This window comes from Microbacterium sp. PI-SA-G, assembly GCF_057215335.1.
Genome location: NZ_CM170103.1, coordinates 1,778,305 through 1,798,740 on the forward strand (window position 1 = coordinate 1,778,305; position 20,436 = coordinate 1,798,740).

Annotated in this window: 16 protein-coding genes; 13 read left to right on the forward strand and 3 right to left on the reverse strand. The window is 69.7% G+C overall.

From position 1 onward, the window contains the following. Positions 1–5: 5 nt before the first annotated feature. Together AC2D10_RS08780 and AC2D10_RS08785 are read left to right on the forward strand one after the other, a co-directional pair. Positions 6–1,775 carry a D-apionate lactonase family protein gene (locus AC2D10_RS08780; RefSeq protein WP_484711706.1) on the forward strand — a complete coding sequence of 590 codons (1,770 nt, stop codon included), beginning with the start codon at positions 6–8 and terminating at the stop codon, positions 1,773–1,775. Next, positions 1,772–3,037: an MGH1-like glycoside hydrolase domain-containing protein gene (locus AC2D10_RS08785; protein ID WP_484711707.1), complete on the forward strand. Its 1,266-nt coding sequence runs from the start codon at positions 1,772–1,774 to the stop codon at positions 3,035–3,037. The genes AC2D10_RS08780 and AC2D10_RS08785 overlap by 4 nt, the downstream gene beginning before the upstream one ends. 118 nt (positions 3,038–3,155) lie before the next feature. Here AC2D10_RS08785 and AC2D10_RS08790 read toward each other — a convergent pair whose 3' ends face one another. Both AC2D10_RS08790 and AC2D10_RS08795 read right to left on the reverse strand, forming a co-directional pair. Continuing rightward, complete coding sequence (locus AC2D10_RS08790) at positions 3,156–4,160, reverse strand: LacI family DNA-binding transcriptional regulator (RefSeq protein ID WP_484711835.1); 1,005 nt, start codon at positions 4,158–4,160, stop codon at positions 3,156–3,158. Next, on the reverse strand, positions 4,157–5,164 hold the full coding sequence (locus AC2D10_RS08795) for a LacI family DNA-binding transcriptional regulator (RefSeq protein ID WP_484711708.1): 1,008 nt from the start codon (positions 5,162–5,164) through the stop codon (positions 4,157–4,159). The genes AC2D10_RS08790 and AC2D10_RS08795 overlap by 4 nt, the downstream gene beginning before the upstream one ends. A gap of 231 nt (positions 5,165–5,395) precedes the next feature. On the opposite strand from AC2D10_RS08795, the gene AC2D10_RS08800 reads away from it, so the two are divergent. The 3 genes from AC2D10_RS08800 to AC2D10_RS08810 all read left to right on the forward strand — a co-directional run bounded on the left by AC2D10_RS08800 (position 5,396) and on the right by AC2D10_RS08810 (position 8,581). Continuing rightward, positions 5,396–6,700, forward strand: a complete 1,305-nt coding sequence (locus AC2D10_RS08800; RefSeq protein WP_484711709.1) for an ABC transporter substrate-binding protein — start codon at positions 5,396–5,398, stop codon at positions 6,698–6,700. 81 nt (positions 6,701–6,781) lie between these two features. Beyond that, positions 6,782–7,663, forward strand: a complete 882-nt coding sequence (locus tag AC2D10_RS08805) for a carbohydrate ABC transporter permease (RefSeq protein WP_484711710.1) — start codon at positions 6,782–6,784, stop codon at positions 7,661–7,663. Between the two features lie 9 nt (positions 7,664–7,672). Continuing rightward, the gene (locus tag AC2D10_RS08810) at positions 7,673–8,581 is read left to right on the forward strand and encodes a carbohydrate ABC transporter permease (protein WP_484711711.1); all 909 of its coding nucleotides are present in this window, start codon (positions 7,673–7,675) and stop codon (positions 8,579–8,581) included. A gap of 32 nt (positions 8,582–8,613) precedes the next feature. Here AC2D10_RS08810 and AC2D10_RS08815 read toward each other — a convergent pair whose 3' ends face one another. Beyond that, positions 8,614–9,444 (reverse strand): NAD-dependent epimerase/dehydratase family protein, encoded by an 831-nt coding sequence (locus AC2D10_RS08815; RefSeq protein WP_484711712.1) that lies wholly within the window; start codon positions 9,442–9,444, stop codon positions 8,614–8,616. 146 nt (positions 9,445–9,590) lie between these two features. Here AC2D10_RS08815 and AC2D10_RS08820 point away from each other — a divergent pair, with 146 nt between their 5' ends. The 8 genes from AC2D10_RS08820 to AC2D10_RS08855 all read left to right on the forward strand — a co-directional run bounded on the left by AC2D10_RS08820 (position 9,591) and on the right by AC2D10_RS08855 (position 20,414). After that, entirely contained in the window at positions 9,591–12,197 is a 2,607-nt protein-coding gene (locus tag AC2D10_RS08820) for a family 78 glycoside hydrolase catalytic domain (protein ID WP_484711713.1), read from the forward strand. Beyond that, entirely contained in the window at positions 12,194–12,880 is a 687-nt protein-coding gene (locus AC2D10_RS08825; protein ID WP_484711714.1) for an aspartate/glutamate racemase family protein, read from the forward strand. Before AC2D10_RS08820 ends, AC2D10_RS08825 begins: the two co-directional genes overlap by 4 nt. After that, positions 12,880–14,862 (forward strand): glycoside hydrolase family 127 protein, encoded by a 1,983-nt coding sequence (locus tag AC2D10_RS08830; protein ID WP_484711715.1) that lies wholly within the window; start codon positions 12,880–12,882, stop codon positions 14,860–14,862. The genes AC2D10_RS08825 and AC2D10_RS08830 overlap by 1 nt, the downstream gene beginning before the upstream one ends. Positions 14,863–14,866: 4 nt before the next feature. Further along, positions 14,867–16,120, forward strand: coding sequence for a RuBisCO large subunit C-terminal-like domain-containing protein (locus tag AC2D10_RS08835; RefSeq protein WP_484711716.1), 1,254 nt, complete (start codon positions 14,867–14,869; stop codon positions 16,118–16,120). Continuing rightward, positions 16,113–17,486: a four-carbon acid sugar kinase family protein gene (locus tag AC2D10_RS08840; protein ID WP_484711717.1), complete on the forward strand. Its 1,374-nt coding sequence runs from the start codon at positions 16,113–16,115 to the stop codon at positions 17,484–17,486. The genes AC2D10_RS08835 and AC2D10_RS08840 overlap by 8 nt, the downstream gene beginning before the upstream one ends. Before the next feature lie 71 nt (positions 17,487–17,557). Continuing rightward, positions 17,558–17,935: an L-rhamnose mutarotase gene (locus AC2D10_RS08845; RefSeq protein WP_484711836.1), complete on the forward strand. Its 378-nt coding sequence runs from the start codon at positions 17,558–17,560 to the stop codon at positions 17,933–17,935. Further along, a complete protein-coding gene (gene rhaI, locus AC2D10_RS08850) occupies positions 17,932–19,098 on the forward strand; it encodes an L-rhamnose isomerase (RefSeq protein WP_484711718.1) in 1,167 nt (388 codons plus the stop codon). Before AC2D10_RS08845 ends, rhaI begins: the two co-directional genes overlap by 4 nt. Positions 19,099–19,100: 2 nt before the next feature. Continuing rightward, positions 19,101–20,414: an MFS transporter gene (locus AC2D10_RS08855; protein ID WP_484711719.1), complete on the forward strand. Its 1,314-nt coding sequence runs from the start codon at positions 19,101–19,103 to the stop codon at positions 20,412–20,414. The last annotated feature ends 22 nt before the right edge of the window (positions 20,415–20,436 follow it).

Sequence of the window (20,436 nt, forward strand, 5' to 3'; positions counted from 1 at the left end):
CCGCGATGACGTGGAGTCGCACCGCCCGCGACCGGCGCACCCTCGGCGACTGGAGCGTGGAGCGCCGTGACGACGAGATCGCGGATCTGCGGTGGCGCGGGCGGCGGGTGCTGCGCAGCATCCGCGCCGTCGTGCGCGACCGTGACTGGAACACGGTCCCGCTCGTCGTCGACACGGTGACGGGCGGGACCGACCGGCTCGAACTCGCCGTGCACTCCTCCGACCCCGTGCCGTTCGCGGGCGTGCTGCGGCTGCAGGTCGACGGTGCGGACCTGGTCGTGACGATCGACGTGTGCGCCGCGCACGACGTCGACACGAACCGCACCGGGCTCGTCGTGCTGCATCCGCCCCAGGTCGCCGGGCGGGAGCTCGCGGTCGAGCACCCGGACGGCACGACCGCGAGCTCGCGCTTCCCCGACGGGATCAGCGCCCATCAGCCGGTGACCGACATCACCGCGCTCGGGTGGGACGACGACGGCGTGCGCCTCGACGTGCGGTTCGACGGCGACGTGTTCGAGATGGAAGACCAGCGCAACTGGACCGACGCCTCGTTCAAGACGTACAGCCGCCCGCTTGCGCTCCCTTTCCCGTGCCGGGTCGCCGCCGGTGAGCGGGTCGTGCAGACGGTGCGGATCCGCGCGATCGAGACGGATGCCGCACCGGATGCCCCGCCGGACGCCGTCATTCCCGAGCCCACGATCGCGCTGCACCCCGCCGGCCCCTTTCCCGCGATCGGCGTCGCCGCGTCGTCGGCGCCCGACCCCGCGCCCTCCGTCGATCCGGTCGGGTCCGTGCTGCTCGTCGAAGCGGATCTGGCGGGAGTCGACTGGCGTGCGGCTCTGGTGCGCGCGGCATCCACCGGCCTGCCGCTCGACGTGCGCCTGGTTCTCGACCCCGATGCACCCGAGCAGGTGCCACGGGCGGTGGCCGCCCTCCGCGGCGAGAACGTCGTGCGGATCGGCGCGTTCCACCGCGTCGGCGAGGCGCGGCATGTCTCCGACGCCACCTCCGTCGGGCTGCTGCGCGCGGCGCTCGACGCCCAGGGCATCCGCATCCCGATCGTCGGCGGCAGTCGCGCGCACTTCACCGAGCTGAACCGTGAGCACCACCGCCTGCCCCCGGGCCTCGACGGGCTCGCCGTCACCCTCACTCCGCTGTTCCACAGCGCCGACACCGAGCAGCTTGTGGAGTCGGTGGCGATGCAGCGTCTCGTCGCTGAGGAGACCGTCGCCCGCGCAGCGGGCCTTCCGGTGCACATCGGCCCGATCTCGCTGCGGCCGCGATTCAACGACGTCGCCGCGACTCCGCAGCCGCTCTCGCCGCACGCAGATCTGCGCGACGGCTACGGCCCCCAGCTCACCGGGATCGACGACGCGCGTCAGTCCGCTCCCGAACTCGCCGCGTGGACGATCGCCAGCGCGGCCGCCCTCGCCGTGCCCGGGGTCGCCTCGCTCATCTGGTTCGAGGAGTGGGGGCCGCGCGGTATCCACTCCGCCGACGGCGCCGCGCTTCCGGTGGCCGAGGCGATGCGCCGGCTCGCGGCCCTCGCCGCGCGCGACGACGCCGAGTTGCTGAGCGGTGCGAGTCCCGACGGTCTGGTCTGGGCGATCGGATGCCGCGTGGGCGACCGCGACGAGATCCTGGTCGCGAACATCGCCGACGACGAGCGCTCCGTCCGCCTCATCACCGCCCGCGGCGACGCCACCATCACCCTCACTGCCGCTTCTTTCGCCCGCATCCCGTTCACCGCCGAACCCGAGGACCCGCCCACATGATCGACACCTGGAAGCACGAGCTCCGCGCGCACGTTCTCGAGCACGCCGCGCAGATGACGCGGGAGCCCTCCGGCGCCCTCACCCATCCGTACACGGTTCCGAGTTCGCCCGACTCCCCCTACTACTCGATGGCGCTGTGGGACTGGGACTCCTGGTTCATCAGCGTGGTGCTCGGTCAGGTCGAACTCGAGACCGGCCAGCCCGGCCGCTTCGGCGCGTACGAAGAGGGCACGATCCGCAACTTCCTCGACCACACCGATGCCGACGGCGTGATGCCGCTGCTGCTCAAGCCCGAGGGGCCGCTGCTGCACGGCGACCCCTCGCGCGCCGCCGGGTTCTCGCAGAACATGCACAAGCCGGTGATCGCCCAGCAGGCCGCGCTGCTGAGCCGGCGCCGCGGCAGTGCGAAGTGGATCCGCGACGGCATCCCCGTCATCCAGAGTTTCCTCGAACGCTACCTCGAGAGCCACATCCACGCCGAGACCGGACTCGCGTACTGGCAGACCGACTTCGCGGTCGGCGTCGACAACGACCCCTCCGTCTACTACCGCCCCGACCGCAGCTGCGCCTCGATCTACCTCAACGCCCTGCTGTACCGCGAGCTGCTCGCGTTCGGCTCATTGCTGGAAGACCTCGATGAGCTGCGCGAGGCGACGCTGTGGCGCGGGCGCGCGCAGGACCTCGCCGACGCGATCGACACGCACCTGTGGGACGAGCGCGACGGCACGTACTACAGCGCCGACCTGGCCTTCCGCGATGTCGATCCCGAGGACTGGCTGCACAGCGGCGCCCCGCGCACGTGGTCGTCGCAGCTGCTGCGCATCGACAGCTGGTCGAGCTTCCTGCCGCTCTGGGCGGGCTTCGTGTCGCAGGAGAAGGCGGAGCGCATGCGCGAGCGCCTGCAGGATCGCCGCACCTTCCGCGCGAACCACGGGGTGCGCACGCTGTCGCGGCTCGAGAAGCAATACAGCCTGCGCGCGTCGAACAACCCCTCGAACTGGCTCGGACCCGTCTGGGGCATCAGCAACTACCTCGTGTTCCGCGGGCTGCAGAAGTACGGGTTCGCCGACGACGCCCGCGAACTCGCCGAGCAGACGGTCGAGCTGTTCGGCCGCGACCTCGCCGCGACCGGATGCCTGCACGAGTTCTACCACCCCGACACGGGCGAGCCGATCATGACGCGTAACTTCCAGAACTGGAACTTCCTGGTGCTGAACATGATCGCGTTCCTCGACGGGCGGCCCGTGATCGCGGAATTCTGACCCCGGGCTCGGCCGGCGCCCGTTCACAATTCAGCAAGAACTGCGGCGACAGGTCCGGTCCGGCCCGACACAGCCCGCCAGCGGCAGAATCTGCTGAGTTGTGAACGGGTAGCCAGCGTCACCGGGTCGAATCGCGCGCGATCAGCTCGGGCTGAAACACGATGTGCTCGGGCTCGCGGTCCGGATCCGCGCTGTGCTCCAGCAGCAGTCGCATCGCCGTCTCGCCCATGAGCGCGCTGGGCTGGCGGATCGATGACAGCGGCACGGCGGCCGCAGCGGCGAAGTCGATGTCGTCGAACCCGATCAGGGCCACGTCCTGCGGCACGCGCACACCGTGGGTCAGCAGTCCCTGCAGCACCCCGAGCGCGACCAGGTCGTTCGCGCAGAACATCGCATCGGGGCGCGTCGACTCCGGCATCGCCGCCACCTGATCCCCCGCTGCCCGCCCCGCGTCGACGGTGGAGGCCGCGCTCGGCAGTGTCTGCAGCGTGGCGCCGGCGACCTCGTCGACAGCGCGGCGGGCTCCGGCCAGGCGATCCTCGACCTGACGCATGTCGAGAGGGCCGCCGACGAACAGCAGCCGCCGACGGCCGGTGTCGAGCAGATGCCGCGCGGCGAGGTATCCGCCCATCTCGTCGTCGACCGAGACGCTGCTGAACGTGTCGTCGGCACTGCGCCGGTCGACGAGCACCGCCGGGATGCCGCGCTCGCGCATGCGCCGCAGCCGCGGGCCGACCTCCTGGTACGGCGAGAGCAGGATGCCGCGCACCCGCTGCTGCTCGAAGAGGTCGATGTGACGCGCCTCCTGCGCGACGTCCTCGTCACTGTTCGCGAGTACGAGTGACAATCCGTGGCGGGCGGCCTCGCGCTCGGCCCCGCGTGAGAGCGCCGTGAAGAACGGGTTGCGCACATCGAGCACGACGAGTCCGACCATCAGGCTCCGCCCCGCACGCAGCTGCCGGGCAGCGTCGTTGCGCACGTAGCCGAGCTCGGCGATGGCCTCGTGCACGCGCCGCACCGAGTCCTCCTTGACGCGGTCGACGTGGTTGAGCACGTTCGAGACGGTGCCGACCGAGACGCCGGCCCGGTCGGCGACATCGCGGATACTCGCCGCCACCGTCAGCTCCGCCGGGTGCTGCCGCGCACCACGAGCTGCGGCTCGAACATGCGGTGCGGGGCATCGATCGCGTGTCCGCCGATCGTGTCGAAGAGCAGATCGACCACGGCGATGCCGAAGCCGTCGTGGCGGCCCATCACGCTGGTGAGCGGAATGAGCGAGGCCTCGGCGAACTCGATGTCGTCGTATCCCACGATCGCGGTCTGCCCCGGCACGTCGACGCCGCCCGCGACGAGCGCGTTCATGATGCCGAGGGCGAGCAGGTCGTTCGCGGCGAAGATGCCGTCCGGCATCATCTCGGGCGGGCGTGAGAGCAGTGCCGCACCGATCCTCTTACCGCCGCGCACCGTGCGGTCGGGCTCGTCCATCACCTCGAGCGTGGCGGCGCCGAACTCGCGCACGACCTCGCCGGCGCCGGCGAGACGCCCCGACACCTGCGGGATGTCGAGCGGACCGCCGACGAACAGCAGCCGACGGCATCCGACATCGAGCAGATGCCGCATGGCCTGACGACCGCCCGAGACCTCGTCGAGCGAGACCGAGGGCTGCTCATCGGACTGCCCTCGTTGCCCGACGAGCACCGAGGGCGTTCCGCGGCGCCGTACCTGGGCCAGCCGGTCCTCGACGGGCAGGTGCGACGACATCAGCAGCCCCTGCACGCGGTACTGCTCGAACAGCTGGATGTAGTCGTTCTCGCGATCACGACTGCGGTGCGAGTTCGCGAGGAACACGGTGAAGCCCAGCTCGCTCGCGCGCAGCTCGACGCTCTCGGCGATCTCGGCGAAGTAGGGGTTGCTGACATCGGGGGCGATGTAGCCGATGGCGCTGCTCACGCCCAGACGCAGCTGGCGCCCCGCGTTGCTGGGCACGAATCCGAGCGAGTCGATCGCGGAGCGGATGCGCTCGGCCTTGTCGGCGGAGACGCGATCGGGGTGGTTCAGGTAGTTCGACACCGTGCCCACGGCGACGCCGGACAGGACCGCCACCTCGCGGATTCCGACACGGGCCATGCGCGGACTCCTTCGATTCTGTCGACGATCTGTCACTTTACCCGCTCCGGTTCCTCGCCCCGGGATTGGGACGTTTCAATACTTGCGCATGCTCCCGTCCCCTACGCGCATCGCCCCACCCCGGCGACACCATGTCACGGATCAGGAACGATGTTTGACACCCCTGTGCCGAACCTCTAACATCAGTTTTGAAACGTCTCAATAGCGAGACGCCACTTTCAAGGAGGAAATGTGTTCACAGCAGAACGGCGGCGCCTTCGCAAGCCGCTCCTCAGCGCAGCCGCTCTGGCCGGCGCGGGAATTCTCGTCTTCTCCGGTTGCGCGAGCGGCAGCGGCAGCGGTGCGGATGCCTCGTCCTTCGAGTTCCTGAAGAACTCCGAGAACACCACGACCGAGCCCGTCCTCGAAGCCCTCGGCGCCGGCGAATGCGCCGCTGAAGAAGAGGCCATGCCGCTCGAGGTCAACTCCGTGCCGCAGGCCGACCTCGACGCGCAGGTGCAGCTCCTCGCCACCCAGGAGGAGCTCCCCCAGATGTTCTCGGCCGGCGGCAACCCCTCCGAGGGCGCGAAGCTCGCCAAGGGCGGCTACCTGGTCGACTTCGACGAGAAGCTCACCGAGCTCGGCGTGCGCGACAAGATCGCCGAGGGTGCCGTGTCGACCATCGAGAAGCTCTACGGCGGCGAGTTCAGCTTCCTGCCGTACCAGTACAACATCGAGGGCATCTGGTACAACAAGCAGATCTTCGCCGAGCAGGGCTGGGAGGTCCCGGAGACCTGGGACGACCTGGTCACGATCGCGGGCGAGGCGGATGCCGCCGGCTACACCCCGTTCACGGCATCGGGCGAGCAGGGCTGGCCGATCACGCGCCTGGTCAGCACGTACCTGTTCCGCAGCCTCGGCGACGACGCACTCGAGAAGGTCGCCGCGGGCGACGCCAAGCTCACCGACCCCGAGTACGTCGAGGCCGCACAGGCCATCGCCGACCTCGGAGCCGCGGGCTACTTCGACGAGAACGTCACCTCGCTCGACATCGACAGCTCGTACAACGAGTTCCTGACGGGCAAGGCCGCCATGATCTACATGGGCAGCTGGATCCTGGGCAACATCAACGGCGACGGCAACCAGATCGGCGCCGACAACGTGGGCTTCTTCAACTTCCCCTCCGTCGACGGCGGCAAGGGCACGCAGGACGCGTACCCGTCGAACGTCGGCCTGCCGGCGACGATGAGCGCGGCCGCGTACACCGAGGGCACCGACGCGTGGCTCGGCTGCATCGCCGAGAACTACGGCAACGAGGCACTGAAGCAGGGCCAGATCACCGGCTTCATCGCCGACGCCGACGTCGACCTCCCGGAGATCTCGCAGACGGTCGCCGACGAGATCGCGACCAGCACCGACAGCGTGCTGTGGTTCGAGGCCCTCTTCAACGCCAAGGCCAGCAGCGTCTCCTCCACCAACGCCTCCCTGCTCGTGACGGGCGGACTGTCGGCCGAGGAGTTCATGGCGCTCGTCCAGGACGCTCTCGACAACGGCTGATCCCCATCGGCCCCGCGCGTCCATCGAGCGCGCGGGGCCTGTCCTCCGTCTCCGCCCCTCTCCCCCGAAAGGCCGCCTCGCATGAAGTCCGTTCTCGGCGACCGCAAGACGATCCTGCTGCTGCTCCTGCCGGCCCTGGTCATCTACACGCTCATCACCATCGTCCCCGTGCTCTGGTCCTTCGGGCTCACGTTCTTCACCGGCAGCATCCTCGAGGGCTTCAGCTTCACCGGCATCGACAACTTCAGCCGCCTGTTCAGCGACAGCTACGTCGCCGACGCGTTCTGGTTCACGATCCGCTACGCGATCCTGACCACGCTGTTCCAGGTCGTGCTCGGCTTCGGTCTCGCGCTGCTCTACCACTTCGTGCTGCGGCGTTCGTCAGTCATCGTGCGCACGCTGGTGTTCTTCCCCGTCGTGCTGCCCACGGTGGCGATCGGCATCCTGTACCAGAAGCTTTTCCAGTCCGCCCCCAACGACGGGCTCGTCAACGAGCTGCTGGTGAATGTGGGTCTCGCGAACGTGGACTGGCTCGGCGACGGCGCGACCGCGTTCGTCGTCATCGTCATCATGGACGTGTGGCGCTCGGCCGGCTTCTACGGCATCCTCGTGTTCTCCGGTCTGCTCGACATCCCCGACGAGATCGTCGAATCGGCCCGCCTCGACGGCGCGAAGTCGTTCAGCCTGTTCCGCTACATCATCCTTCCGATGTCGCTGCCCATCCTGTTCGCGTCGATGATCTTCAGCATCAACGGCACGATCAAGGTCTTCGACTCGGTCTACGCCCTCACCGGCGGCGGCCCGGGCAACGCGACCACCCCGCTGACGATGTACATGTATCGCACCGCGTTCCAGTACAGCGACTTCGGGTACGGCTCGACGGTCGCCCTCGTGCTCACGGTCATGTGCCTGCTCGTCACGCTCGTCATCTTCCGCTCGTCGCGACGCGACAACACCGTCTGAGGACCGATCATGACCACCACACTCGAGACGACGGCCACCCCCACCTCGCACGCGTTCGTGCCGCATCGCCGCAGCCCCGGCGCGAAGGCCCTGGGCGTGCTGCGCAAGATCCCGACGTGGCTGACGATCACGGCGTTGATCGTCGTGACCGCGTATCCGCTGTTCTGGATGTTCATCAACTCGCTCAAGTCGAACAGCGACTTCTTGAACAACCCCTCGTACACGCTCCCCGAGGTGTGGCGCTGGGACAACTACGCCTCTGCCTGGGAGACCGGGAACCTGGGCGCGACCATCTCGAACTCGCTGATCGTGACCGTCCCGTCGCTCGTCTTCATCGTGCTGTTGGGCACAGCGGCGGGATATGCGCTCGAGATCATGGTGTTCAAGGGCCGCGCCTCGGTGCTGCTGCTGTTCCTCGCGGGCATCATGATCCCCGGTCAGATGATCATCCTGCCGCTGTTCAACGCGTTCTCGAAGATGGGCATCAGCGGGTCGTATCTGCCCATGATCCTGATTTACATCGCGGGCGGGCTGCCGCTAACGGTGTTCATGACAGCGACGTACTTCCGCGCCATCCCGCGCGAGATCTTCGAGGCCGCCACGATCGACGGCGCCTCGATGCTGCGGTCGTTCTTCCTGATCGGACTGCCGATGATGAAGAACGCGATCTTCACCGTCGCGATCGTGCAGTTCTTCCTGATCTGGAACGACCTGCTCATCGCGCTGGTGTTCGGCGGCAAGAAGAGCCTGAACACGATCCAGGTCGGGCTGCTCAACTTCTCGGGCGAGTACGGGGCGATCAACTACGGTCCGCTGTTCGCCGCGATCTGCGTCACGGTCTTCGGCATCCTGATCATGTACCTGTTCCTGAATCAGCGCATCATGAAGGGCCTGGCCGCCGGTGCGGTGAAGGGCTGATCCCCTCGCTTCGCGAGGGGATCGCCCCCGCCTCAGCGCCAGTCGTACTCGGCGCGGAAGCCCAGCTCGTCGCGGATGCGCCGCGTCGACATGAGCGACTCGTACTCGCCGAGGTCGTCGGCCACAGGTACACCCGGGAACCACCGCGCGGCGAGCTCACGACTGGGGGCGGTATTGCCGGACTCGGGTGCTGCGACGTTGTACACGCGGAAGCCGGGAGCGGCTGAGGCGAGCGCGAGCTCCACCGCGCGGGCACCGTCGCGGGCGTCGACCCACGAGCCGATGAGGTCACGGCGGTAGTCGGGCTCGGCGGCCGACGCGAACGTGCCATACGCGTCGGGGGCGACGACGTTGGTGAAGCGCAGCGCGGTGATCGAGGTCTCGGGGTGCCATCCCGCGAGCTGTGCGGCCATCGCCTCTTCGACGACCTTGCCGAGACCGTAGGTGTTGAACGCACGCGTGTACGTCTCATCGACCGGCAGAGACGGCGGCGCCACTTCGAACGGGAAGCCCATGGCGGTGATGCTCGAGGCGACCACGACGGTGCGGATGCCGGCGCGGTGCGCGGCGAGCAGCACGTGCGACGACGCCAGCATGTTGTTCTCGAAGGTCGCGGCATCGGGGATCAGCCCGTTCACCGGCACGGCCGCGAGGTGCACGAGCGCATCGATGCCCTCATGCCGTGCGGTGACGCCGAGCAAGGCGTCGAGCGTCTGCCCGTAGTCCGACAGGTCGACGCGGGTGAACCCGACTCCGGCGGGGCCTGTGAGGTCGAATCCGACCACGTCCGCCCCCGACGCTCGGAGCCGTTCAACCGTCGCCCGACCGAGCGTGCCACTGCTTCCTGTCACCGCGATCACCATGAGGACCTCCCTGTCCGAGTGTGGCAGGAGCATCGACGGACGCGATTCCCATGCCCTAGGATTGAAACGTCACAATCCTACCTCGCACCGCTGCGAGAACGGTTTGTCTCCAAGTCTGAAACGTTTCGAAATCTTGGGAGTGTCCAATGCCGGCCACCGTATCCGCCGTTCGCTTCGAGCATCATCGCGAGCCTCTGGGCATCGGCGAGTCGCGTCCGCGGCTCTCCTGGATCATCGAGAGTGCCCCCTCGGGCTGGGTGCAGTCGGGGTATCGCATCGAGACCGATGCCGCGGGCACGGTCGACGCGTACGAGGTCGACTCCGACGAGCAGGTGCTCGTTCCCTGGCCGGCGGCTCCGCTCACATCGCGCGAGCGCGTGTCGGTGCGGGTGCGGGTGCGCGGCAGCGACGGCGCCTGGAGCGAGCCGGGCCCGTGGGCCGCGGTCGAGGCCGGCTTGCTGCATCCCGACGACTGGTCCGCCGCGCCGATCGGGTCGATCTGGAACGAGAACCCGGCACGCGACGACCGCCGCCCCGCGCTCGTCCGCCGCGGATTCAGAGTGCGCGACGGGCTCGTCCGCGCGCGACTGTACGCCTCGGCACACGGACTGTACGAGGCCGAGATCAACGGACGACGCGTGGGTTCCGACGTGCTCTCGCCCGGATGGACCGTGTACCGCGAGCGCCTGCGCTACTACACCTACGATGTGACCGACCTGCTGGCGGTCGGCGACAACGCGGTGGGCGCCTGGCTCGGCGACGGCTGGTATCGCGGGCGGCTGGGCTGGCGCGGAGGGTTCCGCAACGTCTTCGGTGACGACCTCTCGTTCCTCGGACAGCTCGAGCTGGCCTACGCCGACGGCACGACCGAGACCGTCGCGACCGACACCCGCTGGAAGGCGGCGCCGAGCCCGATCCTGCACTCCGGCCTCTACGACGGCGAGGTCTACGACGCGCGCGAGGAGATCACCGGCTGGAGCATGCCCGGCTTCGACGACAGCGCCTGGGACCGCGTGCAACTGCGCCGGCGCGACCCCGCCACCCTCGTCGCCCCGACCGGGCCGCCCGTGCGCGTGACCGAAGAGGTGGCGCCCATAGCCGTGCTGCGCACCCCGTCGGGTCGGCGCGTGCTGGACTTCGGGCAGAACCTGGTCGGTGTCGTCCGCATCCGCGCGACCGCACCCGCCGGCACGACGGTCACCCTGCGTACGGCCGAGGTGCTGCAGGACGACGAGCTCTACACGCGTCCCCTCCGCGACGCGGTGTCGACCGACGTGTACACGTTCGCCGGCCGCTCCGTCGCAGAGGAGTGGGAGCCGCGGTTCACGTACCACGGGTTCCGCTACGTCGAGGTCGACGGCTGGCCCGGAGACCTCGATGCCGATGCCGCGGCCGGCGCCCTCGTCGCGCGCGTGCTGCACACCGACCTGGAGCGCACGGGCTGGTTCGCATCGTCCGACCCGCAACTCGATCGCCTGCACGAGAACGTGGTGTGGGGCATGCGCGGCAACTTCGTCGACATCCCCTCCGACTGCCCGCAGCGCGACGAGCGACTGGGCTGGACGGGCGACATCCAGGTGTTCGCCCCGGCGGCGTCGTTCCTGTACGACGTGTCGGGCATGCTCGCCGGATGGCTGCGCGACCTCGCTGCCGAGCAGCTGCCCGACGGCACGGTTCCCTGGTACGTGCCTGTCATCCCCGCCGACACGATGTGGACCCCGCAGCGCCCCGGTGCCGCCTGGGGCGACGCCGCGACGGTCGTGCCGTGGACGCTGCATCAGCGCTACGCCGACGCCGGAGTGGTGCGCGCGCAGTTCGACAGTGCGCGCGCCTGGGTGGATCTGCAGGCCGAGATCGCCGGTCCCTCACGACTGTGGAACACCGGGTACCAGCTCGGCGACTGGCTCGATCCCGCCTCTCCCCCGCAGGACCCGGGAGCCGGCCGCACGGACCGGTACCTCGTGGCCTCGGGCTACTTCGCCTACTCCGCGCGGCTCGTCGCGTCGATGGCGGCGGTGTTGGGCGAAGACGCCGATGCCGCGCACTACACGGCCCTCGCAGATGAGGCGAAGGCCGCGTTCATCGCCGCGCACGTGCACGACGACGGGCGCATGAGCTCCGACGCGCAGACCGCGTACGCCCTCGCCCTGCAGTTCGATCTGCTGCCCGAGGCACTGCGTCTGCCTGCGGCCGCGCGGCTCGCCGAACTCGTGCGCGCGGGCGACAACCGCATCGGCACGGGGTTCGTCGGCACGCCGCTCGTCACCGACGCCCTCAGCGCGAACGGACAACTCGACGCCGCGTATGCGCTGCTGCTCGAGAAGGAGTGCCCGTCCTGGCTCTACCAGGTGGGCATGGGAGCGACCACGGTGTGGGAGCGCTGGGACTCGATGCGACCCGACGGCTCGGTCAACCCGGGCACGATGACCTCGTTCAACCACTACGCGCTGGGGGCGGTCGTCGACTGGATGCATCGCGTGGTGGCGGGGCTCGCTCCGGATGCCGCGGGCTACCGCCGCATTCGCTTCGCTCCCCGACCGGGCGGCGGACTCACCTCGGCATCCGCCCGCCATCGCACCCCGTTCGGCGAGGCGGCGATCGCGTGGACCCTCGACGGCGACACTCTGCAGGCGACGGTCGAGGTGCCGGTCGGCGCCACCGGCATCCTCTCCCTTCCCGGCCAGCCGGAGGAACCGCTCGCACACGGCACGCACACGCGGTCAGTGTCGATCGGGGCGGCGGTGCTCGCATGACCCGGGTCGCCTTCCTGCACACCGGCGCCGTCGTGATCGCGCCGGTCATGGCGCAGGCGAAGGCCGCGCTGCCCGATGCCACGCTGATCAATTACCTCGATGACCGGATCGTGGCCGATCTCGGCGATGCGCAGCGCGCGGCATCCGTCGCCGATCGCCTGGTGCATCTGGCGCAGGCCGCCCGCGAGGCGGGTGCCGACGTGCTGATGCTGACGTGCTCGTCGATCTCGGGATACGCCGACGACATGGCCGCGCGCGCGGGCCTTCCGGTGCTGCGGATCGACGAGGCCATGGCCGACCGCGCCGTCGCCACCGGAACCAGGATCGCCGTGATCGCGACACTGCAGACGACGCTCACCCCGACCGTCGCGCTGCTGCGCGAACGCGCAGAGCTCGCCGGCGTGACGCCGACGCTGACCGAGGAAGTCGTCGACGGCGCGTTCGCCGCCGTCTCGTCCGGAGACCGCGCGCGACACGACGAACTCGTCGCCGGAGCGATCCGACGACTCGCGGCCGAGGCCGATGTCGTGGTCCTCGCGCAGGCGTCGATGGCCTCCGCGGCAGAGGCCGTCGAGGTGCCGGTTCCCGTGCTCACGAGCGTCGGACTCGGGATCGCGCGGCTTGCGGAACAGGTCGCGCCTGCCATCCCGGCGCACGATTCGACCGACGAAGGAGACGACTGATGGATGCCGCCACCCGCGCCCGCGCACTGACTCCCCTTACCGCCGGATCAGCCCGGTGGGCGAGCGGCTTCTGGGGCGCCGTGCAGGAGCGCACGCGCACGACCACCGTGCCGACGATGTGGGAGTCGCTCAGCGATCCCGCGGTGAGTGCGGGGCTGCGCAACTTCCGCCTCGCCGCCGGGCTCGAGCGCGGAGAGCACACCGGTCCGCCGTTCATGGACGGCGACGTCTACAAGTGGATGGAAGCGGCCGTCGCGCAGCTCGAGACGCACCCTGACGCGGCACTCGCCGAGACGGTCGAGATGCTCGCGCAGCTGATCGCCTCGGTGCAGCGCGAAGACGGCTACCTGCACACGCCCACGCTGATCGCAGCGCTCGGACCGACCGAGGCTGTCGCCCTCGCCGACCGCTTTCACTTCGAGACATACAACCTCGGGCACCTGATCACGCTCGGTGTGCGCCACCACGAGGTGACCGGGTCGCGGCTGCTGCTCGACGTGGCGATCGGGGCGGCCGGCTTCCTCGAAGGACTCGCCCGCGACCAGCCGCTCGAGCTCGCCCGCAGCGCCATCTGCCCCTCGCACTACATGGCCGTGATCGAGCTGTACCGCGCCACCGGCGAGCGCCGCTACCTCGAACTCGCCCAGGCGTTCCTGCGCGTGCGCGACGAGTTCGAGGGCGGCGACGACAACCAGGATCGCGTGCCCGTGCGCGAGCAGCGGGTGGTGGCCGGCCACGCCGTGCGCGCCAACTACCTGTACGCCGGGCTGGCCGACCTCGCGCTCGAGACCGATGACGCCGACCTCGTCGACGTGCTGCGACGCCTGTGGGACGACGTGATCGACACGAAGCTCTACATCACGGGCGGATGCGGCGCGCTGTACGACGGCGCCTCGCCCGACGGACACCCGTGGCAGGAGCAGATCAGCCGCGTGCATCAGGCCTACGGCCGCGCGTACCAGCTGCCGCACACCACCGCCCATGCCGAGTCGTGCGCGAACATCGGCATGATCCTCTGGGCCGAGCGCATGCTCGCACTCACGGGTGAGGCGCGCTTCGCCGACGTGATCGAGCAGATCTCGTTCAACGCTCTGCTCGCCGGGATCAGTCTCGACGGCACCGCGTACCTGTACACGAATCCGCTGCGGCAGGTGCGCGACCTGCCCTTCGCGCTGCGCCGTGCGGGCGACACCGGCCAGCATCCCGTGCCGGCTCCGCCGAAGTCCGACGAGCGGCTGCGCGAGCGCTACCTGAGCTGCTTTTGCTGCCCGCCGAACACAGCCCGCACCCTCGCCCGGCTGCATGAGCGCGCGGCCTCGGTCGATAGCGACGGCCTGTACGTGCACCTCTACGGCGGCAGCGAACTGCGCGCCACGCTCGACGACGGGCGGATGCTGGCTCTTCGCGAGCACAGTGACTACCCGTGGAACGGCCGGATCACGTTCATGGTGACCGAGGCGCGCGCGGGCGGGGTACCCGTGCATCTGCGCATTCCCGGATGGTCGTCGGGTGCGACGCTCACGGTCGCCGGAGAGAGCCGCCCGGTCGGCGAACCCGGCGCGTACACGACCGTCGACGGGCCGTTCGCGGTCGGCGACACGATCGTGCTCGACCTGCCGATGCCCGTGCGGGTGCTGCGCGCGCACCGTCTCGCCGAAGAGGCCGCCAATCAGGTGGCCGTGCAGCGCGGACCGATCGTCTACTGCGTCGAAGGCGCCGACCTGCCGGAGGGCGTGCTGCTCGAGCAGGCCGCGCTGCGGCGAGGCGCGCGCTTCGCACCCGAGTCGATCGTGATCGACGGGCAGCGGCTGACCGCCCTCACGACGACGCTCGCCGTCCTGCCCGGTGCCACGGATGACGCGCTGTACGCCGACCTCGACAGCGAACCGCTGTCGGAGGCCACCGCCCGACTCGTGCCGTACTTCGCCTGGGGCAACCGCGGCCCGGGCGAGATGTCGGTCTGGCTCCCGATCGTCTGGTGACCTGATGACCGATTCCGTGATCGCCACCTACGAGATCGAAACCTCGCTGCCGCTGCAGCAGGCCGCCGAGACCCTCGCCGGGGAGCAGTCGACCGGCACCTTCGTGCGCGTCGAACGCGAGTCCGACGCCGTGCGAGCGCGCTTCGCGGCGCAGGTGCTCGACCTCGACGAGATGACCCTCACCGGCGACAGCGCGCTGCCCGGCACGGTCGGCGACCCGGCGCTGCGCCGCAGAGCGCGGCTGCGGCTGCGGTTCCCGCTCGACAACTTCGGTCCGTCGATCCCCAACCTGCAGGCCGCCGTCGCCGGCAACCTCTTCGAGATCAAGGAGCTCGCCGCCGTCAAGCTCACCGACCTCGACCTGCCTGCGGCCTTCGGCGAGCGCTACGGCGGCCCGAGGTTCGGCCTCGCCGGCACCCGGGCGCTCATGGGTCGCCCGGACGGCGCGCTGATCGGCACGATCGTGAAGCCCAGCATCGGGCTGACGCCGTCCGAGCTCGCCGAGGTGGTGGGCGAACTCGCCGAGGCCGGCGTCGACTTCATCAAGGACGACGAGCTGCAGGGCAACGGCCCCGCCTCTCCCCTCGCCGCCCGCATCGACGCGGTGATGCCGGTGCTCGAGCGGCATGCCGACCGTACCGGCCGCATGCCGATGTACGCCTTCAACATCACCGACGACATCCATCTGCTCGAGCAGAACCACGACCGCGTGGTCGCCGCGGGCGGCACCTGCGTGATGGTCTGCATCAACATGGTGGGGCTGGCCGGACTCGCCCAGGTGCGCCGCTTCGCACAGGTGCCGATCCACGGCCACCGTGCGATGTTCGGTGCGATCAGCCGGTCACCCCAGGTCGGCTTCACGTTCCGCGCCTGGCAGAAGCTCGCCCGTCTCAGCGGTGCCGATCATCTGCACACGAACGGCATCTCGAACAAGTTCTATGAGTCCGACGCCGAGGTGCTCGACTCGATCGCCGCCGTGCGCACGCCCCTCGACGGGATCGCCGACACGGTGCCGGTGCTGTCGTCGGGGCAGTGGGGCGGACTCGCGCATGCCACGTATCGTGCGGTGGGCTCGTCGGATCTGCTGGTACTCGCGGGCGGCGGCATCCACGGGCACCCCGACGGCGCGGCCGCGGGAGTCACCAGTATGCGCGACGCCTGGGCCTCGGCCGAGCGCGGAGAGACCGCCGCGCAGGCCCTCGCCGCCTCGCCCGAGCTGCGCCGCGCGACCGAACGGTTCGGGGCGGTCCGTGACTGATCCGCACCTGGCGTACTACGGCGACGACGTGACCGGCAGCGTCGACGTGCTGCTGCAGGTGGCGCGCCGCGGCGCCCGCGGATGCCTCTTCATCGGAACACCCGAAGCGTCGGCGCTGCGCGAAGCGGCGTCGACGCACGACGTGGTGGGCATCGCCGGCATCGCCCGATCGCTCGATTCCGAGGCGCTCGAGGCCGAGGTGCGGCCGGCATTCGAGGCACTGCGGGCGGTGAACCCGCGGTTCGTGCAGTACAAGGCGTGTTCCACCGCTGACTCGTCGCCGACGACGGGAAGCCTCGGTCGCGTGCTCGAGGTCGGACGCGCGGTGTTCGGCGATCACCCGGTGCCGATGCTGTTCGCGCAGCCCGACTTCGGCCGCCACACGGTGTTCGGGCATCACTTCGCCGCCGAGGCGGGTGTGGTGCATCGACTCGATCGGCAGCCCACCATGGCGGCGCACCCCTCGACCCCGATGGACGAGTCCGACCTCGTCGCGCATCTCTCACGTCAGACCCGACTCCCGCTCGCGGCGCTGCACCTGACGAGCTACGGCACCGCCGACGATCTCGCTACCGCGCTCGACGCTGGCGCAGGCACCGGTACCCCGGCCGGCATCCTGCTCGACGCCCTCGACGACGGCCATCTCACCCTCATCGGCGACGCGCTCTCGCGGCTGCCCACGCGCGGGCAGCCACGCTTCGTCCTCGGCGCCGGCGGTCTCACCCGTGCCCTGTTCTCGGGCCACGCTGTGTCTTCAGACAGCGCTGCGACCTTCGTCCGCACCGAGAACCTGCGCACCGAGAACCTGCGCACGGGCCCCGTGCTCGCCCTCTCGGGCAGCCGCTCTCCTCAGACCCGGCGTCAGCTGCGCACCGCACACGATGCCGGCTGGATCGTGCTCCCGCTGTCTCCGGATGCCGCGACACTCGGGGCCGCCCAGCACCTCGAGGTCATCGCGCACCTGCGAGCCGGCCGCAGCGTCGCGCTCACCTCCGACAGCACCGCGACGCTCGACGACACCGGGACCCCCGCGACCTCCGAGAGCACCGAACCGTTCCGCACCGCCGCCGACCCGCTCCCCGCGATCGCCGCGGCTGCGACGGCGACCGCTCGGGCCTCCCTCTCCGCCGGCGCCACCGCCCGTCTCATCGTCTGCGGCGGCGACACGTCGAGCCGTGTGGTGCGCTCTCTCGGCGTCAGCCGTCTGTCGATCGTCGCGAACCCACAGGCCAACGTGGTCGTCCTCCGCGCGAGCTCCCTCGATCCCGCCATCGACGGCACCGACATCCTCCTCAAGGGCGGGCAGGTCGGCGATGACGGCCTCTTAGAGATGATCCGCACGGGACGGATCGCCGACCGCGGTTGACGGATTCCCGATCGTGCTCTAGCTTATGAAACGATTCATATCGCACTTCCGCACCGACAGATCGATCAATGATGCCCCGTATCTGCTTTCAGCTTCAGGTCCGCCCTGAGCTCCTCGACGAGTACGTCGAGCGCCACTCTCCCGTCTGGCCCGAGATGCTGGCCGAGATCGCCGCCGCCGGCCGCCGCGACTATTCGCTGTTCCTCGGCGAAGGCGGCACGCTCATCGGCTACTACGAGACCGATGACGACGCCGCCGCCCAGGCGTACCTCGCCGCTTCCCCGATCGCCACGCGCTGGGAGGCCGAGATGAGCCGCTTCTTCCTCGGGATGGAGGGCCGCCCCGATCAGGCCGCGACGCCCCTCACCGAGGTCTTCCACCTCGAAGACCAGCTCGCAGCCGCCGGCGCGCGCCCCGCATCCGACACCGACGAAAGCAGTGCACTGTGAGCATCCTCTCCTCCGACCATCTGGCCGCTCTCGAGCAGCAGGGCATCGAGCTGCCCAGCTGGGCGTTCGGCAACTCCGGCACCCGCTTCAAGGTGTTCGGCACCCCCGGCACGCCGCGTGACCCGTGGGAGAAGATCGCCGATGCGGCGCAGGTGCACAAGTACACCGCGCTCGCGCCGAGCGTCGCCCTGCACATCCCGTGGGATGTCGTGGACTCGTACTCCGACCTGCGCGCGCACGCCGAAGACCTCGGCGTCACGCTCGGCACGATCAACTCCAACACCTTCCAAGACGACGACTACAAGTTCGGTGCGCTGACGCACGAAGACGCGGCGATCCGTCAGAAGGCGATCGACCACCACCTCGCCTGCATCGACGTGATGGATGCCACGGGCAGCCGTGACCTGAAGATCTGGCTCGCCGAGGGCTCCAACTACCCCGGCCAGGCCGATCTGCGCGGCCGCCAGGACCGTCTGCAGGAGTCGCTGCAGCAGATCTACGCGCGCCTCGGCGACGACCAGCGTCTGGTGCTGGAGTACAAGTTCTTCGAGCCGGCGTTCTACCACACCGACGTTCCGGACTGGGGCACGTCGTACGCCCAGGTCAGCGCGCTGGGCGACAAGGCGATGGTCTGCCTCGACACCGGTCACCACGCCCCCGGCACCAACATCGAGTTCATCGTCATGCAGCTGCTGCGCCTCGGCAAGCTGGGCTCGTTCGACTTCAACTCGCGCTTCTACGCCGACGACGATCTGATCGTGGGCGCGGCCGACCCGTTCCAGCTGTTCCGCATCCTGTTCGAGGTGGTGCGCGGCGGTGGGCTGAACAACCCCGACGTGGCGTTCATGCTCGACCAGTGCCACAACGTCGAAGACAAGATCCCCGGCCAGATCCGCTCGGTGCTGAACGTGCAGGAGATGACGGCGCGCGCGCTGATCGTCGACCGCGACGCGCTGACCGCCGCACAGAAGTCCGGCGACGTGCTCGCCGCGAACGCGGTCTTCATGGACGCGTTCTACACCGACGTGCGTCCGGCGCTGGCCGAGTGGCGCGAGTCGCGCGGCCTCGCCGCCGACCCGATGGCCGCGTACGCCGCCTCCGGCTACCAGCAGCAGATCGCCGCCGATCGCGTCGGCGGCGTGCAGGCAGGATGGGGCGCCTGACCATGACCACTGCCACCCGAACCCCCCGCCGCCCGCTCTCCGCCTGGAAGGCCACGATCGCCGTGGCCATGTCGAACTACATCGAGGCGGGTGCGATCATCGCCCTCGCCACGAGCCTGTCGCTGTGGCAGATCGAGTTCGGCTTCGACAACGGCGCCGTCGGCTTGGTCGCCGCGCTCAGCGCCAACGCCTTCGGCGCGGCCATCGGCGCCGCGATCGGCGGTCCGCTCTGCGACCGCCTCGGCCGCAAGTTCATCTACACCTACGACCTGATCGTGTTCATGCTCGGTGCGCTGCTGGTGACGTTCTCGCCGAACTTCGCCGTGCTGCTCGTCGGCGTGATCCTGATGGGGATCGCGGTCGGCGCGGGCGTGCCCGCCTCGTGGACCTACATCGCTGAGGAGGCGCCGAGCGAGCACCGTGCGGCGCACGTCGGCACGGCCCAGCTGGCCTGGTCGATCGGCCCGGCCGTCGGCTTCCTCCTCGCCGTCATCGTCGGACCGCTCGGCATCCTCGGCGCTCGACTGATCTTCTTCCACCTGTTCGTGATCGCCGCGGTCACCTGGTGGGTGCGCCGCGGGCTCCCCGAGTCGAAGCGCTGGAAGGAGCAGCGGGCGACCGCCACCGCCAACGGCGAGAAGGTGTCGCTGTTCTCCGGCATCATCGGGCTGCTCTCCGACCGCCGCAACCTCGGCGCGCTGGCATTCCTGCTCGGCGTCTACGGCCTCTGGAACACGGTCGCCGGTCAGGCGGGCATCTTCCAGCCCCGCGTGTACGAGGCAGCCGGGCTCGAGGATGCCACGCAGCAGAACCTCCTGCAGGTGCTGGTGTGGACGTTGACGGCCGCCGGCACGTACTTCGGCTTCATGCGCTACGGCGACCGCGTCAGCCGACGCTGGCTGTACTTCGGCGGCGCGGCGCTCGGCGTGGTCGCGTGGGTCGTGCTGATCTACGCCCCTCCCGGACTCTTCTCGCTACTGTTCTTCGCCGTGGCGTGGGGCCTCTCGGCCGGTGTCGGCGCGCAGGCGTTCTATGGCCTGTGGACCGCAGAGCTCTTCGCCACCAAGTACCGCGCCAGCGCCCAGGGCATGCTCTTCATGCTCGCCCGCGTCATGGTGGGCCTACTGAGCCTCGTGTTCCCGGTGCTGCTCGACTCGATCGGCCTCGGCCAGCTGGGTCTGCTCATCATCGGACTGCTCGTCGCCGCCCTGCTGATCGGCACCATCTGGGCGCCCAAGACCGAGGGCAAGACGCTCGACGAGATCGAGCTCGAGCGTTACGGCAGCCCGGTCCCCGCCCAGGACTCGCGCGTCTGACGCGCCCCGCATCCCGACTCTC

What these genes read in the sequence shown, in the direction of transcription:
- AC2D10_RS08780 (WP_484711706.1), top strand. Translation starts at nt 6, where the DNA reads ATGACGTGGAGTCGCACCGCCCGCGACCGGCGCACCCTCGGCGACTGG.
- AC2D10_RS08785 (WP_484711707.1), top strand. Translation starts at nt 1,772, where the DNA reads ATGATCGACACCTGGAAGCACGAGCTCCGCGCGCACGTTCTCGAGCAC.
- AC2D10_RS08795 (WP_484711708.1), bottom strand. Translation starts at nt 5,164, where the DNA reads ATGGCCCGTGTCGGAATCCGCGAGGTGGCGGTCCTGTCCGGCGTCGCC.
- AC2D10_RS08805 (WP_484711710.1), top strand. Translation starts at nt 6,782, where the DNA reads ATGAAGTCCGTTCTCGGCGACCGCAAGACGATCCTGCTGCTGCTCCTG.
- AC2D10_RS08810 (WP_484711711.1), top strand. Translation starts at nt 7,673, where the DNA reads ATGACCACCACACTCGAGACGACGGCCACCCCCACCTCGCACGCGTTC.
- AC2D10_RS08815 (WP_484711712.1), bottom strand. Translation starts at nt 9,444, where the DNA reads ATGGTGATCGCGGTGACAGGAAGCAGTGGCACGCTCGGTCGGGCGACG.
- AC2D10_RS08820 (WP_484711713.1), top strand. Translation starts at nt 9,591, where the DNA reads ATGCCGGCCACCGTATCCGCCGTTCGCTTCGAGCATCATCGCGAGCCT.
- AC2D10_RS08825 (WP_484711714.1), top strand. Translation starts at nt 12,194, where the DNA reads ATGACCCGGGTCGCCTTCCTGCACACCGGCGCCGTCGTGATCGCGCCG.
- AC2D10_RS08830 (WP_484711715.1), top strand. Translation starts at nt 12,880, where the DNA reads ATGGATGCCGCCACCCGCGCCCGCGCACTGACTCCCCTTACCGCCGGA.
- AC2D10_RS08835 (WP_484711716.1), top strand. Translation starts at nt 14,867, where the DNA reads ATGACCGATTCCGTGATCGCCACCTACGAGATCGAAACCTCGCTGCCG.
- AC2D10_RS08845 (WP_484711836.1), top strand. Translation starts at nt 17,558, where the DNA reads ATGCCCCGTATCTGCTTTCAGCTTCAGGTCCGCCCTGAGCTCCTCGAC.
- AC2D10_RS08855 (WP_484711719.1), top strand. Translation starts at nt 19,101, where the DNA reads ATGACCACTGCCACCCGAACCCCCCGCCGCCCGCTCTCCGCCTGGAAG.